Genomic DNA, 14,823 nt, shown 5'->3' on the forward strand with positions numbered 1-14,823 from the left:
GCACATCAGTCAGTGGCGCAACGAGTCTTCCTTTACGGGATCTATCAGGGCAAATACTGGCTGTTGAGCTAGCAGCTGTTGCGGTTATCTCAACGCGCTCGTACGGTGGCCGCATGCCGAACACAGCGGGCGACCGGATCCAGGACGGGGCGGGCGAGATCGCCGAGCGTGTCCGTAAGGTCATCGAGGCCGCCGGATGCAGTCAGCGGGAGTTCGCCCGGCGGATCGTGATGGACCCGTCGAAGCTCTCCCGGTCGCTCAGCGGCACCCGCCGCTTCACCGTCGCGGAACTGGCCCGGATCGCGGACGCGGGGCAGGTCGACGCCGGATGGCTGCTCGGCTCCGGCAGTACGGGGGTCGCCCACACGGGGGCCGCTCACGCGGGGGTCGGCGACGCGGGGCCGAAGGATGACGCGGCGGCCCGGGCGCCTGTACTTCCGTCCTCAGGGCGTCCGTTGCAGATCGTGCGGGAGACGGTGCGACTGATCGCGGAACATGGCTTCCACGCCGTACGGGTGGCCGATATCGCCGCCGCGTGCAACACCAGTACCGCCGCCATCCACTACCACTTCCCCGGCCGTGCCGAGCTGTTGGAGGCGGCCGTGCGCTGGTGCATGGACGAGGACACCGCCAGCCGCGCGGCGCGGATCGCCGAGGCCGGTGCTGCCGAGGACACCGAGGCCGAGTTGGGTGAGCTGCTCGCCCTGCAGACGCCGCGGACCGAGCAGCAGCGGCGGCAGTGGCTGGTGTGGCTGGATCTGTGGGCCGAGGCCGCCCGCTCGACCGCCATCGGGCGCCTGCATGTCGAGTACTACCGGCAGTGGCGCACCACCGTCGCCGATGTCATCCGGCGCGGTATCGCACAGGGCGTCTTCCGCGAGGTGGACCCCGAGTTCAGCGCGCTGCGGCTGACCGCGCTCGTCGACGGGCTGGCCTCTCAGGTGCTGGCCAGCGCCCCCGGAGCGGAGGACGGGACCAGTCCCGACGACATGTACGCGGCGCTGCTCGCGTATGTGCGTACCGAATTGCTGTCCGTTGCCGCGGACTGAGTGTCCTACGGAGGGATCGCTTGCCATGCCCATGAACGAGAACGTCATCATCACCTGCGCCCTCACAGGTGCCGGTGACACCGTCGGGCGCAGTCCGCATGTGCCCGTTACTCCCGAGCAGATAGCCGCCTCGGCCGTCGAGGCCGCGGAGGCGGGTGCGGCCGTCGTACATATCCATGTGCGCGACCCGGAGACCGGTGCGCCCTCGCGGGACCGGAGGCTGTACCGCGAGGTCGTGGAGCGGATCAAGGAGACGGGCACGGACGTCGTCATCAATCTGACCGCCGGCATGGGCGGTGACCTGGTGCTCGACGCCGATCAGCCGCTGGAGAAGGGCGCGCTGGACGGTACGGATCTGGTCGGCGGTCTCGACCGGCTGCCGCATGTGGAGGATCTGCTGCCCGATATCTGCACCCTGGACTGTGGTTCGCTCAACTTCGGCGATCAGCTGTATGTCTCCACCACGGAGATGCTGCGGAAGGGTGCTCGGCGGATCCAGGAGCTCGGCGTAAAGCCGGAGTTGGAGATCTTCGACACCGGGCAGTTGTGGTTCGCCAAGCAGTTGCTGGAGGAGGGGCTGCTGGATCAGCCGACGCTTTTCCAGCTGTGCATGGGTATTCCGTGGGGGGCTCCGGCCGATCCCGGTGTGCTTCAGTCGATGGTCAATTTCCTGCCGCCCGGTGCGCAGTGGGCGTCATTCGCGTTGGGGCGGATGCAGATGCCGTGGGTGGCGCAGTCGATTCTGCTCGGCGGGAATGTGCGGGTCGGGTTGGAGGACAACCTGTATCTGAGTCGGGGGGTGAAGGCGACGAACGGGCAACTCGTCGAGAGGGCTGTCCGTGTCGTTGAGGACCTCGGAGTGTCGGTGGCCTCCGCGGATGAGGCCCGTGCGCGCCTTGGGCTCCCCGCGCGGGTTGGGAGGGCCGCCGCCAGTGGTTGAGGGCCGCGGGTGGGTGGGGGAGGTGGTGGCTGAGGGCCCAACCTTGGGCCCCCTCCCTCTGTTGGGGGCTCCGCCCCCAAACCCCCGGTCCTCGCCGGACAGGCGTTGGGGCGGCTCCGCCCCCCAACTGCCCCCCGCTACGGGGGCTCCGCCCCCCTAGGAGCCCCCCCGACCCCATGCCTTCCCTACGAACAATTCGACCTCCGCCCCCGCTCCAGGACTATTCGCTGCGGGTGGCGCCCATATCTGGGGTGGATAACAGCCCCCATTGCTCCAACCCCAGATATGGGCGCCACCCGCAGACAAAAGGCAGCAGCTCACAGGCGGGCTGCTCTTACGTCAATGGCTAGGCGATTTGCGGAAGGGGGGTCCTAGGGGGGCGAAGCCCACCTAGCGGGGGGCCGTTGGGGGGCGGAGCCCCCCGACACGACCCCTCGGCGACAGCCGAAAACGATAGGGGGCGTGCCCCCACAAGCCAGCCGTCCCGGCGGCAGGCGGGGGGAGCCGCCCCCAACCCCCACCCACCCCAGGCCGCCACCAACCCCACCCACCCCGCACCGCCACGAACCCCCACCCACCCGAGCCGACACCCCCACCCACCCACGTGCCCCCACGAGCCACGTGCCCCCACCAACCCACGTGCCCCCACAAGCGACGAGCCCTCAAAGGCAGAGCACAAAAGGAGACCCTCACAATGATTTCCCCTCCCAGCGAGGTAACCCGCATAACGTGCATCGGCGCAGGGGTCATAGGGGGCGGCTGGGTCGCCCACTTTCTGGCCCGCGGATATGAAGTGACGGCGTGGGACCCCGCGCCGGATGCAGAGGAGAAGCTGCGCCGACTGGTGGACGCGGCATGGCCGGCACTCACCCAGTTGGGGCTCGCCGAGGGGGCCTCAAAGGAGCAGCTCCGATTCGCGGGCTCACTCGAAGAGGCCTGCGCGGAGGCGCAGTTCGTTCAGGAGAGCGCACCCGAGAAGCTGGAGCTCAAAAGGGACCTGCTGGCGAGGACGGACGCGGCGACGCCGCGCGACGTCGTCATCGCCTCATCCACGTCCGGCTACCCGATGACCGACATGCAGACCGAGGCGGCGAACCCGGGCCGACTCCTGGTGGGGCACCCGTTCAACCCCCCGTATCTGATCCCTCTCGTGGAGGTGGCCGGAGGCCGACGCACCGACCGTGCGGCCGTCACATGGGCGTCGCGGTTCTACGAGGTGGCGGGCAAGTCGGTGATCACGATGGACCGGGAGCTGCCGGGATTCATCGCCAACCGCCTCCAGGAGGCGCTGTGGCGTGAGGCACTGCACATGGTCGCCAACGGGGAGGCGACGGTGAAGGAGATCGACGACTCGATCACCGAGGGGCCGGGGCTGCGCTGGGCGTTCATGGGGCCCTGTCTGACGTTCGCGCTGGCGGGCGGCGAAGGGGGGATGGGCCACATGCTCGACCACTTCGGGCCGTCCCTCAAGTCGCCGTGGACCAGGCTGGAGGCGCCCGAGCTGGACTCGGCGCTGCGGGACGCGATGGTGGCGGGCTGCGAGGAGGCGGCCGCCGGGCGCAGCATCGCCGAGCTGGTCGCCGAGCGGGACCAAGGCGTCATCGACGTACTGCGGGCCACCGGCCGGCTGCCCGGTGGGGCGAAGGGTGGTGCCGAATGACGCGGCTGCCGCTGTTCGAGCAGACGGTCCGTCCCGAGTGGATCGACTACAACGGCCATATGAGCGAGGCGTTCTACGTCCTCGTCTTCGGTCATGCGACCGACGCGATGATGGACGCGGTGGGTCTGGGACCGACGTACCGGGAGAGCACCGGGTGCTCGCTGTACACCGTCGAGGCGCATGTGCGGTATGTGAGCGAAGTTTCGGAGGGGGCGTCGCTCGCGGTGCGTACGCGGGTTCTGGGCGTGGCCGGGAAGAAGCTGCGCTTCGCGCATGAGATATACGTCGAGGATCGTACGGTCGCCACGAGCGAGCTGTTCGCGCTGCATGTGGGGGACGAGGGCAGCGTCGCTTTTCCGGAGGAGGTACGGGAGCGGCTGGCCGCGCTCGTCGAGGAGCCTCCGCAGTGGGCGGGCCGCGCCATCGCCGCCGTTGGCTGACCTGCGCGACGTTGACGATTCGGAGTGCGAATCCCACAATGAGCAGCATGGTCGCGCACTCCACTTCCCCGCTCGGACGCCACGGCGTCCCGTGGCGGCGTGGGTGCGAGCGGTCCGGTCTCTAGGTGTGGCCTCGGCTCCCGTGCGGGAGTCACGGAGCCGCCGCGCGTCGGCGCGGTCGGTGCTGGCCCACCAATTCGACCGGATCCGCTGGAGGACCCATGAGCATCACTGCCCCCGCCACCCTTCGTGAAGCCCGCGTGCCCGAGGGCGGCCTGTACGAAGGGGTGCGCATTCTGCGGCCGTTCCCGGAGAACTGGGAGGAGCGGCCCTATGAGCTGATCGAGGTCGTGCCGCAGACCCGGGTGATCGGCGCGGAGATCCGGGGCGCCGATCTGTCCCGGCCGCTGGGCCCCGCGCTGCGGGACGAGCTGAACCGGGCGCTGCTGGAGTGGAAGGTGCTCTTCTTCCGGGGCGCGAACCTCACCCCCGAGCAGCAGGCCGCGTTCGCCCGGAACTGGGGCGATCTGGAGACCAACCCGCTGCTGGCACGCGGCTCCAGCGACGAGATCGTCCGCTTCGAGAAGGGCGCCGCGGCCCGGCCCACGTACGAGAACGTATGGCACACGGATGTCACCTTCCGTGAGCGGCCGGCCATGGGTGCCGTGCTCCAGCTGCGGGAGGTGCCACCGCTGGGCGGGCACACCATGTGGGCGGACATGGCGGCGGCGTACGACAATCTGCCGTCGCAGGTGCGAGAGCGGATCGACGGGGCGACAGCCGTGCACGACTTCATCCCCGGTTTCGCGCGGTTCACCTCGGCGGAGCGGCTGGCCGAACTCCAGGATGAGTTCCCGCCGGTCGAGCACCCGGTGGTGCGTACGCACCCGGAGACGGGCCGCAGGATGCTGTTCGTGAACACCTCGTTCACCACCCACATCGTGGGCATGGAGCGCGCGGAGAGCGACCGGCTGCTGGCCGAGCTGGTGCGGCAGGCGCATGTTCCCGAGTACCAGGTGCGGTTCGCCTGGCAGCCCGGGGACATCGCGTTCTGGGACAACCGGGCCACCCAGCACTACGCCCTGTTCGACTACGCGCCGCACCGGCGAGTGGCCGAGCGGGTGGCCATCGTGGGTGACCGCCCCTTCTGAGATCCCTCAGCCGCTCCGTCCGCCCCCTCCCCCCGAAGGGGGCGGACGGAGCCTTTCCGGAGGGGCTGTTCTCGAATGCCTTTCCGGATCCCTCTCACCCTACGGTGAGCAGCGTCTTGCCCAGCGCGTCGCGGGCCTCGATCGCGGCGTGTGCCTTCGCCGCGTCCTCCAGCGCGAAGGTCTGGCCGATCACCGGGCGCAGCCGTCCTGCCGCCGCCTCCAACAGGGCGCGGTCCAGCAGCGGTTTGGCCTCGGCCGCGGAGAACTGGACCTGGTCGATACCGGCCAGGGTCACCCCGCGCTCCGCGGCTGCCGTCGCGTCGAGCTCCGTGAAGCCGCCGGAGGCCGCGCCGTGCGCGGAGAACCGGGCCCCGCGCGCGGTGAGTTCGAACGCGGCGTGGCCGATGGCGCCGCCCACGCCGTCGAACACCACATGGACGCCCGGCTCGCCGACCGTCCTGCGCACCTGGTCGGTCCAGTCGTGCCGGGTGTAGTCGACGACGGCGTCGGCGCCCAGCTCCTCGCGGGCGAGTTTCAGCTTCCGCTCGCCGCGTGCTGTCGCGACCACGTGTGCGCCGGCGGCTTTCGCCAGCTGCACCAGCAGTGCGCCGAGTCCGCCGGCCGCGGCGAGGACGAGCACCCAGGCGCCGGGCCGCAGCGCGCCGGTGCTGACGGCGTTGTCGAAGAGCCGTACGGCGGTGGGGCCGTCGTGCACCAGCGCCGTCGCCTCGCGGAGGTCCAGCCCGTGCGGGACGACACTGGCCGCCCCGGTCTCGGCGAGTGCGCGCTGTGCGTAGCCGCCGCCGGTTGCCGACCCGGCGGGCGGGACGGTCTTGGCGACGACCTGCCGGCCCTGCCAGGCGGCGTCGACGCCCTCGCCCAGCGGGCCGATCCGCCCGCCGACCGCGCCGCCGGGTACATACGGCAGCGGCGGCGCGAAGAAGGCACCGTCGTGCCGGATCCTGGTCTCCAGGAAGATGACGTCGGCGTACGCCACCTCGATGACGGCCTGTCCAGGACCGGGGACGGGATCGGGCAGTTCGACGACCTCGAGGACGTCGGGGGCTCCGAACCGCCGCACCTGGATTCCACGCATCGCGACCACTCTCCTTGTGCAGATGACCGCCGGGGTGTCGATGACCGGCGGCCGGACAGGAGAGCAGTCTTCAACTTCAACATCGGTTCAAGTCAACTGGACGGTGGCCGCACCGGTCAGTTCGCGGGTGTCCTTACCTCGTCCCGTATGTCGCTGACCCGGTCCGCCCAAGCCTCCAGGTCCACGTCCTTCGGGGGGACCGAGTAGGTGTCGGCGCTGTCCTTGGCGACGTAGGCGGCGGTGCCCGGGTCGCTCCAGGCACAGACCGGGATCGTCAGCTTCCGGCCGGCCTGCGATTTGACCAGGACCTCGCAGGTCAGCGGGTCGCCACCGGCAGGGGTGATGTCGCGGCGCTTGACGGCCACCGACATACCCGCGCCCGTCTCCATACCGTTCATCATCTGGTTCTTGGAGAACTCCGGATTGCCGTAGTCCTCGCCGGAGGCAGCCCCGTACAGCAGGCGGGAGGTGTCGGAGGAGTTGGAGTAGGAGCCCAGATGGGCCTCCTCGCCCGGGCCCGCGGAGTCGACCGAGTCGCTGAGGTCCTTACGGAGCCGGTACTGGCCGCCTTCCAGCGTCTTGGGGAACTTCAGCTCGTAGGTGGTCTTCGACTCGCTCGGGCTCGGCGTCGGCTCGTCGTCCGCCGAGGGCTCGTCGGAAGGCTCGTCGGAGGGGGACTCGGACGACTCCGAATGGGCCTTGTTGTCGGCCGAGTCGTTCTTGTCGTCGTCACCGCCCGAGACGGCCAGCAGCGTGCCCGCCACCGCGAGCGCGACCACCAGGACGGCGGCCACGACGATGCCGACAACCTTGTTGTTGCTCCGGTTCGGCGGCGGGGGCGGCGGACTGCCGTACGGGGTGGGAAATCCGGGCTGGCCGAAGCCACCGCCCGGGGCACCGGGGCCGCCGGCGGGCTGGCCGAAGCCGCCCGCGGACGGCGGGCCGAAGCCACCGCCGCCCGGAGGCCGGCCCGGGGGCTGGTTCGGCGGCTGCGGGGGTGTCGTCATCCCGTGTCCCTCCCGGCGAGGGAGGTGTATCCCGTCCCCCGACCGTGCTGTACCTGGCGCTTGCCTCACGGTACCGCCGTTGGCCAAGGGATGACTCTCGGGATGCCCGTTCAGCGCGCGTAGAGCTGGTCGATCTCCGCCGCGAAGTCCCGCACGATCGCCCCACGCCGCAGCTTCATCGACGGCGTCAGATGCCCGTCCTCCTCCGTGAAGTCGCGTGGCAGCACGGTGAACTTGCGGATCGACTCGGCCCGCGACACCAGCGAGTTGGCCTCGTCCACGGCCTGCTGGAGGTTGTGCAGCAGATCCGGGTCGACGAGCAGCTCGGCCTGGCTCAGCTGCTCCTTCTTGTGCATCCGCTGCCAGTGTGCGAGCCCGTCCGGCTCCAGCGTCACCAGCGCCGAGACGAACGGCCGGTTGTCGCCGATCACCAGACACTGGCTGACCAGCGGATGCGCACGCAGCCAGTCCTCCAGCGGCGCGGGCGCCAGATTCTTGCCCGCGGAGGTGATGATGACGTCCTTCTTGCGCCCGGTGATGCTCAGATACCCCTCCGAGTCGAGCGCCCCCAGATCCCCTGTCGGCATCCAGCCCTCCGCGTCCCGGTGCGGGACCACGCTCTCCGTACGGGCGTCCCAGTAGCCGGCGAAGACGTGGTCGCCCTTGATGAGCACCTCACCGTCGTCCGCGATCCGCAGCGCCGTACCGGGCACCGGCCAGCCGACCGTGCCGAGGCGGGGCTTGAGCGGCGGCGTGGTGGTGGTCGCCGCCGTCGTCTCGGTGAGGCCGTAGCCCTCGTAGACCGTGACGCCCGCGCCCTCGAAGAACGCCGCGAGCCGGTGGCCCAGCGGGGAGCCGCCGCAGATCACATACCGGCAGCGGCCGCCCAGCGCCGCGCGGATCCGGCGGTAGATCAGCGCGTCGTACAGGCCGCGTGCGGCGCGCAGCCCGAATCCGGGCCCGGTGCCGAAGCCGTGCTCCTGCGCCTCGACCGCCTCCCCGTAGCGCTGGGCGATCCGCGCGCCCCGGTCGAAGGAAGAGGCCCGCCCCAGCTGTTCGGCCGTCGCCCGGCCGGTGTTGTAGATCTTCTCCAGCACATACGGGATGCCCAGCAGGAACGTCGGCGCGAAACCCGCCAGATCGGGCAGCAGGTCCTCGGTCTTGATGCTCGGCGCGTGCCCCAGCCGCACCCGCGCCCGCAGACAGCCGATGGCCACCATCCTGCCGAACACATGGGACAGCGGCAGGAACAGCAGCGTCGAGGCCGGCTCGGAGTACCGCGCCTTGAAGACCGGGTGCAGCAGCTCGATCGCGTTGTCGACCTCCGCGAAGAAGTTGCCGTGCGTGAGCACACAGCCCTTGGGCGGGCCCGTGGTGCCGGAGGTGTACATGAGCGTCGCGATGGTCCGCGGGCCCAGCTGTGCGCGGCGCTCGGTTACCAGCGCGTCCGGTATCTCCCGGCCCGCGTCCACCACATGACCCACCGCGCCCGAACTGAACTGCCACAGATGCTCCAGCGCCGGCAGATTGCCGCGCTCGGCGCTGAGCATCCGGGTCTGCTCGACGTCCTCCACGAAGCAGGCCCGCGCCCGGGAGTCCTGCAGGATGTGCCGGGCCTGCGACGCCGACGAGGTGGGATAGACCGGCACCGTGATCAGGCCCGCCGCCCAGGCGGCGAAGTCCGTGAGAGTCCACTCGTAGGTCGTACGGGCCATGATGGCCAGCCGGTCCCCCGGCCGCAGGCCCAGCGCGATCAGGCCCTTGGCCATCGCCTGCACCTCGGCGGCGAAGTCGCGGGCCGCCATGTCCCACCACGCGCCGTCCCGGCCCTTGCGGCTGAAGGCCGGCTCGTCGGGAGCCTCGGCGGCGTTGGTGAAGGGGATGTCGGCGAGGGAGCCGCTGGTCACCCTCGGCGCCAGCGGCGGGACGGAGACCTCGCGGACCCTGCCGCCCTCCACCTTCTTGTGCGGCTCGACCAGTTCCACCGGTTGCTCCGTCCTCGGCCAAACTCCTGACGTAACGGTAACCTTACCGACAGGTAAATTTACGGGACCCGGTGCGGCCAGGGGAACACCCGGTAGCCACCTTCATCGAACGCACACACCCCGGTGCGGGGGGGGGGTGTCAGCCGTGCCGTTCGGCGCCCCGCACCACCCAGCGCCGGCCCTTCATCAGGTTCTCCAGGCCCGACCAGCAGAAGTTCATCAGCGTCGCCGCGGTCTCCCCGGCGGACGGAGTGCCGGAGTGCTCGGCGGTACGGGAGTTGGCCCACTCGGCCAGCGACTCCGCGGCGCCGACCAGCGCGTGGGCGAGCCCGGAGACCTCGCGTTCGGCCAACTCGCTGTCGCAGCCCGCGTCCTGCGCCGCCTGCCCCAGCAACGCCGTCACGATCGTGACGACCTCGACCCGCATGGCGGCGACTTCACGGGCGAACGGCTCACCCTGCGTACGGGCGCGGTAGAGCACCGCGACACCGTCCGGACGGGCGGCGGTGTGGGCGAAGAACGCCGTCAGGCCCTTCCACAACTGCTGGTCCGCGCTCAGCCCCCGCTCCCGCGTGCCCTCCCGTACGGCCGCGACCAGCGCCCCGACCTCACGCCGCACGCAGGCCATGAACAGGTCTTCCTTGGACTTGAGGTACAGATAGACCAGCGGTTTCGAGACGCCCGCCGCCTCGGCTATGTCATCCATGGAGGCGGCCTGGTACCCCTGCCGCGCGAACGCCGCCACCGCGGCGTCCAGCATCTGTCGCTCCCTCACCTCGCGCGGCATGCGCTTCTGCCCCACGCGCTTCCATCCCTTCCCCGTATGCCCCGTGACCCCCTCACCGGACCGGCCACGCCGACTCGGACAGCGCGCCGTTCCCCCACCAACTCCGGCTCCCCGAAAGGGTACGCGCCCCCGGCGGTGCAGCCGGGGGCGCGAGTCAGTACGCGGGAGCGAGGGAAAACTTCAGGTCAGGTTGTTGCCACCGATTCCCGGGTGGTGGCCGGGCGCGGGCCGGTGGTGTCGTCGGCTTCCTCGATGGAGAAGCTGCGCGCGGAGGCGAACGCCTCGCGGTCCAGGATCTTCTCCTTGGCCGAGACGAGCACCGGGATCACCGCCTGGCCCGCGACGTTGGTGGCCGTCCGCATCATGTCCAGGATCGGGTCGATGGCCAGCAGCAGCCCGACGCCCTCCAGCGGGAGACCCAGGGTGGAGAGGGTGAGCGTCAGCATCACGGTCGCGCCGGTGAGGCCCGCGGTGGCGGCCGAACCGATGACCGAGACGAAGACGATCAGCAGGTACTCCTTGATGCCCATGTCGACGTGGAAGAACTCCCCCACGAAGATCGCCGCGATCGCCGGGTAGATGGAGGCGCAGCCGTCCATCTTCGTCGTCGAGCCGAACGGCACCGCGAACGCCGCGTACTCCTTGGGCACACCGAGCCGCTCGGTGACCTTCTGGGTGAGCGGCATGGTGCCCACCGAGGAGCGGGAGACGAACGCCAGCTGGATGGCGGGCCAGGCGCCCCTGAAGAACTGGATGGGGTTGACCTTGGCGACGGTGCCGAGCAGCAGCGGGTAGACGCCGAAGAGGACCAGCGCGCAGCCGATGTAGATGTCGGCGGTGAAGGTCGCGTAGCTGCCGATCAGATCCCAGCCGTAGTCCTTGATGGCGGTGCCGATCAGGCCGATGGTGCCGATCGGGGCCAGCCGGATGATCCACCACAGCGCCTTCTGGAGCAGCGCCAGCACGGACTCGCCCAGCTTCAGGATGGGTTCGGCCTTCTCGCCCAGCTTGAGCGCGGCGATACCGACGACGACCGCCATGAAGACGATCTGGAGCACCTGGAGTTCGGTGAACGGCGTGATGACGTCGGTCGGGATGATCCCGGTGAGGAAGTCCAGCCAGGAGCCCTGGGTGTCGGGCTTGGCGGCGTCCTTGGCCGAAAGACCCGTGCCGGAGCCCGGGTTGGTGAGCAGGCCGATGACCAGCCCGATCGCCACGGCGATCAGCGAGGTCGCCATGAACCACAGCAGGGTGCGGGTGGCGAGCCGTGCCGCGTTGTGCACGTTCCGCAGGTTGGTGATGGAGATGGTGATCGCGAAGAACACCAGCGGCGCGACGGCCAGCTTCAGCAGCTGGACGAAGATCTCGCCGACCTTGGTGAGGGTGGTGCCGAGCCAGGCCACGTCCCAGTTGCGCGCGGCCCAGCCGAGGACCACGCCGAGTACGAGACCGAGCAGGATCTGCGCCCAGAACGGCACCTTGGGTATGCGGGAGCGCTTTTCAGGCGCGGCGGTGTCGGCGGCAGCCGACGGGGACGACGCGGACGACGAGGACGAAGACACGGACAGACTCCGGGGGCGTCAGGAAGCGGACTGTGGGGACAGGACGTCGCGAGCAGGAGATCGCAGGACGGTGCGTCGCAGTGGGTGCGGTCGCGGGCGATGCGGTCGCGCCGGAGGGTAGTCCGGCCGCGCTGTCAGCGACAGGTCGCCGACATACAGCGGCAGAGATCGACATGCAGCCGCGCCACGAGCGCCAGGCCACGGCGGCCCAGGCGCGCGTCGGAAGTGGTGGCTGCGTTCGTCATGGCCGTCACGCTAACACTCCGTCTTTGGCTTACCCAAAGCTCTCCTTTGGGGGACAGTTACGGAAAAGCTCAACGCCCCGTCGGGGAAAGCTCATTCCCGGCGGGGCGCCGACGACGGTGTGACGAGGGTTACAACACCCCCGGTGTGCGCGGTGTGCTCAGGCGGAGCCGGCCCCCGGCTCGGCCTGCGCCTTGGCCTTGGCCTTCGCCTTCGGCTGCGCGTCCGGAACCTCGTCCTCCTGGCTCTGGTTGGCCGCCAGCCGCTCCTTGGCCTTGCCCACGCCCTGCGCGATCTGCTCCGCCATGGCCGCCCGCTGCCTGCGCAGCAGCACGTAGCTCAGCGGCGCCGAGATGATGAGCGCGAGGAGCACCACCCAGATCGGATTCGACTTGCCGACCCCGGCGGGGATGACGCCGAGGTATGTCAGCAGCCCGACGAAGACGAGGCAGCCGACGAAGATGCCGATCCGCATGGCGGTGTAGCGGAGCGTCGCGTGCGAGGTGCTGCTGCTCACGGGGAGTCTCCATGCATTTGGGCGTTTCGTGGTTCCTCACCAGTCAAGCACAGCCCCGGAAGCGATCTTCGTCGGCCCTCCGCGCCTCCCCCGGGCCCGCGCCGCCCTCACTCCAGCATCCGCGCCGCCACCCGCAGGTCGGCGAGGAAGCCGCCGTAGACCTCCGCACGGTCCTCGTCACCCGCACGCAGGATCGCCGAGGGATGGATGGTGGGGACGACGTGCTCGATACGCCCGTGCACCTCACGTTCCGTGCACGTACCGCGCTCCTTGGTGACCCGGAACGACGAGCCGAAGAGCGCCTTCCCCGCCGTCGCACCCAGCACGACCAGCACCTCGGGCTCGGTCAGCGCCAGCTCGGCCGCTAGCCACGGTCCGCAGGCCGCCATCTCGCGCAGCGTCGGCGGCTTGTGGATACGCCGCTTGCCGCGCCCTTCCTCGTACGCCCACTTGAAGTGCTTGACGGCGTTGGTGACGTATGTCTGCGCGGGGTCGATGCCCGCCTCGTCCAGCGCCCGGTCCAGCATCCGGCCCGCCGGCCCGACGAACGGCGCGCCGCGCTGATCCTCCTGGTCCCCGGGCTGCTCCCCGACGAGAAAGACCCGGGCATGCGCGTCGCCGATGCCGAAGACGGTCTGCGTCGCGTTCTCATGCAGCGGACACCCCCGACACCCCGCCGCCGCCTCCCGCAACGCCTTCAACCCCGCGTTACCGCTCACCCGCCGCTCGGGCTCGGGAAGAAACGGCGTCGCGTCGTACGCCTCCTCCGGCCGGTCACTGTCCGCGGGCTTCTTCGCTGCCATACGGCTCGCGGTACCCCCGATTCCGGGGGTTCTCACGGCCGGAATGCGCGCTACACCCGCATGGGCTGGGGGGTCTCGCGGCGCTGTGGGTCGGGGCCCTCGTAGGTGTGCAGCGCGGCGTAGTGGGTGTCGCGTTGGACGGGGTGGAAGCCGGTGTCGCGGATCAGTTCGAGCAGGTCGTCGCGGGTGAGTGCGTCGGCGTCGTGCTCCGGCTCGGTCTCGTCGTCCACGACGCGCCCGGCCATTTCGTCAGCGCCGTGCTGGAGGACCAGCTGTGCCGTCTGCTCGGTGTGCAGCGCCCAGTCGACCGCCACATGCGGCACGTTGTCGAAAAGCAGGCGTGCGACGGCGAAGGTCTTCAGGACCTCCGCACCGGTCGCGCCCTGCGGTCCGTCCTGGAGCAGCGGTACGAAGACGTGGAACCCGCCGGTCTCATCCTGGAGTTCGCGCAGCCGCAGTACCCGCTCCACGCAGGCTTCGCGGCCGGCGGCGTCGTGAGTGCTCCCGTAGCGCATCGCGCACGCGGTGGGGAGGCCCTTACGGTGCGCGAGCCGGTGGACGCGCGCTTCCTCGTCCCAGGCGAGGTCCTGGCCCTCGGCGGACAGTGCGGCCAGGCCGGCGTCCACCAGCTCGTCCAGGTCATCGGCCGCCCCGGCGTCGGCGGTGCTCACCGTCACGGCGACGTTCTCGGGCAGCGCGCCCCGCAGCGTACGCACCACACGGGCGAGGTCGCTCCGCGCCGTCTCGCCGCCGGTGGTCAGCCGCACCTCGGTGACGCCGTCGGCGGCCCACCGGGTGGCCCGCTCGACCGCCTCCGCGACATCGGTCACCTCCAGCGTCCGGTGGACGGCGAAGTACGCGACATCGCCGTTGTGCCGGGTCCGCGTCTGGTGGGCGAGGCCGCCGAGCCAGGCCAGGTCGTCGCAGTCGTACAGGGCGATGCCGTCCTCGCGGGTCAGCCGCTCACCGGAGCGGACCTTCCGCTCGATGTCCGCCGCGTCCATTCCTCGCGCCACCTGCCTGCCTCGGTGCTTCTTCGTGATCGTTCCTGATGATTCGCGCGCCCGGCCGACACTACGCCGGCCTCCGCGGGCCCTTACTCCTCGGGCAGCTCCCCGACCCTGTTCTCCCACTTGGTCGACAGCACGATCGTCGTCCGCGTCCGCGAGACGCCCTTGGTGCCCGACAGCCGGCGGATGGTGCGCTCCAGCCCGTCCACGTCACCGGCCCGCACCTTGAGCATGTACGAGTCGTCACCGGCGATGAACCAGCAGTCCTCGACCTCCTGGAGGTCACGCAGCCGGGTGGCCACCTCCTCGTGGTCGGTGGCGTCGGAGAGCTGGATGCCGATCAGCGCCGTCACCCCCAGACCGAGCGAGGGTGCGTCGACGGTCGCGCGGTAGCCGGTGATCACCCCGGCGGCCTCCAGCCGGTTGATCCGGTCGGTGACGCTGGGGCCCGACAGCCCCACCAGCCGCCCCAGTTCGGCGTAGGACGCTCTGCCGTTCTCGCGCAGCGCCTGGATGAGCTGCCTGTCCACCGCGTCCATGGATGCCGCTGCCTCCTGTACGTAGAAGTCCGGG

At 70.3% G+C, this 14,823-nt stretch carries 14 protein-coding genes; 5 read left to right on the forward strand and 9 right to left on the reverse strand.

All coding sequences use genetic code 11. The annotated features are described in order from the left end of the window. The first annotated feature begins 113 nt into the window (after positions 1-113). The 5 genes from ACQEU8_RS15230 to ACQEU8_RS15250 all read left to right on the forward strand — a co-directional run bounded on the left by ACQEU8_RS15230 (position 114) and on the right by ACQEU8_RS15250 (position 5,240). Complete coding sequence (locus ACQEU8_RS15230) at positions 114-1,049, forward strand: TetR family transcriptional regulator C-terminal domain-containing protein (protein ID WP_433100825.1); 936 nt, start codon at positions 114-116, stop codon at positions 1,047-1,049. Between the two features lie 25 nt (positions 1,050-1,074). Beyond that, a complete protein-coding gene (locus tag ACQEU8_RS15235) occupies positions 1,075-1,989 on the forward strand; it encodes a 3-keto-5-aminohexanoate cleavage protein (RefSeq protein WP_433100827.1) in 915 nt (304 codons plus the stop codon). Between the two features lie 694 nt (positions 1,990-2,683). Beyond that, positions 2,684-3,649, forward strand: coding sequence for a 3-hydroxyacyl-CoA dehydrogenase NAD-binding domain-containing protein (locus ACQEU8_RS15240; RefSeq protein ID WP_433100829.1), 966 nt, complete (start codon positions 2,684-2,686; stop codon positions 3,647-3,649). Continuing rightward, positions 3,646-4,089 (forward strand): thioesterase family protein, encoded by a 444-nt coding sequence (locus tag ACQEU8_RS15245; RefSeq protein WP_433100831.1) that lies wholly within the window; start codon positions 3,646-3,648, stop codon positions 4,087-4,089. Before ACQEU8_RS15240 ends, ACQEU8_RS15245 begins: the two co-directional genes overlap by 4 nt. Before the next feature lie 221 nt (positions 4,090-4,310). Next, on the forward strand, positions 4,311-5,240 hold the full coding sequence (locus tag ACQEU8_RS15250) for a TauD/TfdA dioxygenase family protein (RefSeq protein WP_433100833.1): 930 nt from the start codon (positions 4,311-4,313) through the stop codon (positions 5,238-5,240). Positions 5,241-5,334: 94 nt separating this feature from the next. On the opposite strand, the gene ACQEU8_RS15255 is transcribed toward ACQEU8_RS15250, so the two are convergent. The 9 genes from ACQEU8_RS15255 to ACQEU8_RS15295 all read right to left on the reverse strand — a co-directional run bounded on the left by ACQEU8_RS15255 (position 5,335) and on the right by ACQEU8_RS15295 (position 14,789). Next, positions 5,335-6,336, reverse strand: a complete 1,002-nt coding sequence (locus tag ACQEU8_RS15255) for a zinc-binding dehydrogenase (RefSeq protein WP_433100835.1) — start codon at positions 6,334-6,336, stop codon at positions 5,335-5,337. 116 nt (positions 6,337-6,452) lie between these two features. Then, a complete protein-coding gene (locus ACQEU8_RS15260) occupies positions 6,453-7,343 on the reverse strand; it encodes a hypothetical protein (protein WP_433100837.1) in 891 nt (296 codons plus the stop codon). 110 nt (positions 7,344-7,453) lie between these two features. After that, the gene (locus ACQEU8_RS15265; protein WP_433100839.1) at positions 7,454-9,328 is read right to left on the reverse strand and encodes an AMP-dependent synthetase/ligase; all 1,875 of its coding nucleotides are present in this window, start codon (positions 9,326-9,328) and stop codon (positions 7,454-7,456) included. A gap of 139 nt (positions 9,329-9,467) precedes the next feature. Next, positions 9,468-10,115 (reverse strand): TetR/AcrR family transcriptional regulator, encoded by a 648-nt coding sequence (locus ACQEU8_RS15270; RefSeq protein WP_433102417.1) that lies wholly within the window; start codon positions 10,113-10,115, stop codon positions 9,468-9,470. 185 nt (positions 10,116-10,300) lie between these two features. Next, positions 10,301-11,677, reverse strand: a complete 1,377-nt coding sequence (locus tag ACQEU8_RS15275) for a dicarboxylate/amino acid:cation symporter (RefSeq protein WP_433100841.1) — start codon at positions 11,675-11,677, stop codon at positions 10,301-10,303. A 403-nt stretch (positions 11,678-12,080) separates the two neighbouring features. Next, positions 12,081-12,437, reverse strand: a complete 357-nt coding sequence (locus ACQEU8_RS15280; RefSeq protein WP_433100843.1) for a DUF4229 domain-containing protein — start codon at positions 12,435-12,437, stop codon at positions 12,081-12,083. 107 nt (positions 12,438-12,544) lie between these two features. Beyond that, positions 12,545-13,240 carry a UdgX family uracil-DNA binding protein gene (locus ACQEU8_RS15285; protein ID WP_433100845.1) on the reverse strand — a complete coding sequence of 232 codons (696 nt, stop codon included), beginning with the start codon at positions 13,238-13,240 and terminating at the stop codon, positions 12,545-12,547. Between the two features lie 50 nt (positions 13,241-13,290). Then, a complete protein-coding gene (locus ACQEU8_RS15290) occupies positions 13,291-14,244 on the reverse strand; it encodes a radical SAM protein (protein ID WP_433100847.1) in 954 nt (317 codons plus the stop codon). Positions 14,245-14,336: 92 nt separating this feature from the next. Next, positions 14,337-14,789, reverse strand: a complete 453-nt coding sequence (locus ACQEU8_RS15295) for an Lrp/AsnC family transcriptional regulator (RefSeq protein WP_243084147.1) — start codon at positions 14,787-14,789, stop codon at positions 14,337-14,339. Between the last annotated feature and the right edge of the window lie 34 nt (positions 14,790-14,823).

Origin of the sequence: Streptomyces sp. CA-250714 (assembly GCF_050936705.1) — a bacterium.
Lineage (GTDB): Bacteria > Actinomycetota > Actinomycetes > Streptomycetales > Streptomycetaceae > Streptomyces.

What these genes read in the sequence shown, in the direction of transcription:
- ACQEU8_RS15230 (WP_433100825.1), top strand. Translation starts at nt 114, where the DNA reads ATGCCGAACACAGCGGGCGACCGGATCCAGGACGGGGCGGGCGAGATC.
- ACQEU8_RS15235 (WP_433100827.1), top strand. Translation starts at nt 1,075, where the DNA reads ATGCCCATGAACGAGAACGTCATCATCACCTGCGCCCTCACAGGTGCC.
- ACQEU8_RS15240 (WP_433100829.1), top strand. Translation starts at nt 2,684, where the DNA reads ATGATTTCCCCTCCCAGCGAGGTAACCCGCATAACGTGCATCGGCGCA.
- ACQEU8_RS15245 (WP_433100831.1), top strand. Translation starts at nt 3,646, where the DNA reads ATGACGCGGCTGCCGCTGTTCGAGCAGACGGTCCGTCCCGAGTGGATC.
- ACQEU8_RS15250 (WP_433100833.1), top strand. Translation starts at nt 4,311, where the DNA reads ATGAGCATCACTGCCCCCGCCACCCTTCGTGAAGCCCGCGTGCCCGAG.
- ACQEU8_RS15255 (WP_433100835.1), bottom strand. Translation starts at nt 6,336, where the DNA reads ATGCGTGGAATCCAGGTGCGGCGGTTCGGAGCCCCCGACGTCCTCGAG.
- ACQEU8_RS15260 (WP_433100837.1), bottom strand. Translation starts at nt 7,343, where the DNA reads ATGACGACACCCCCGCAGCCGCCGAACCAGCCCCCGGGCCGGCCTCCG.
- ACQEU8_RS15270 (WP_433102417.1), bottom strand. Translation starts at nt 10,115, where the DNA reads ATGCCGCGCGAGGTGAGGGAGCGACAGATGCTGGACGCCGCGGTGGCG.
- ACQEU8_RS15285 (WP_433100845.1), bottom strand. Translation starts at nt 13,240, where the DNA reads ATGGCAGCGAAGAAGCCCGCGGACAGTGACCGGCCGGAGGAGGCGTAC.
- ACQEU8_RS15290 (WP_433100847.1), bottom strand. Translation starts at nt 14,244, where the DNA reads ATGGACGCGGCGGACATCGAGCGGAAGGTCCGCTCCGGTGAGCGGCTG.
- ACQEU8_RS15295 (WP_243084147.1), bottom strand. Translation starts at nt 14,789, where the DNA reads ATGGACGCGGTGGACAGGCAGCTCATCCAGGCGCTGCGCGAGAACGGC.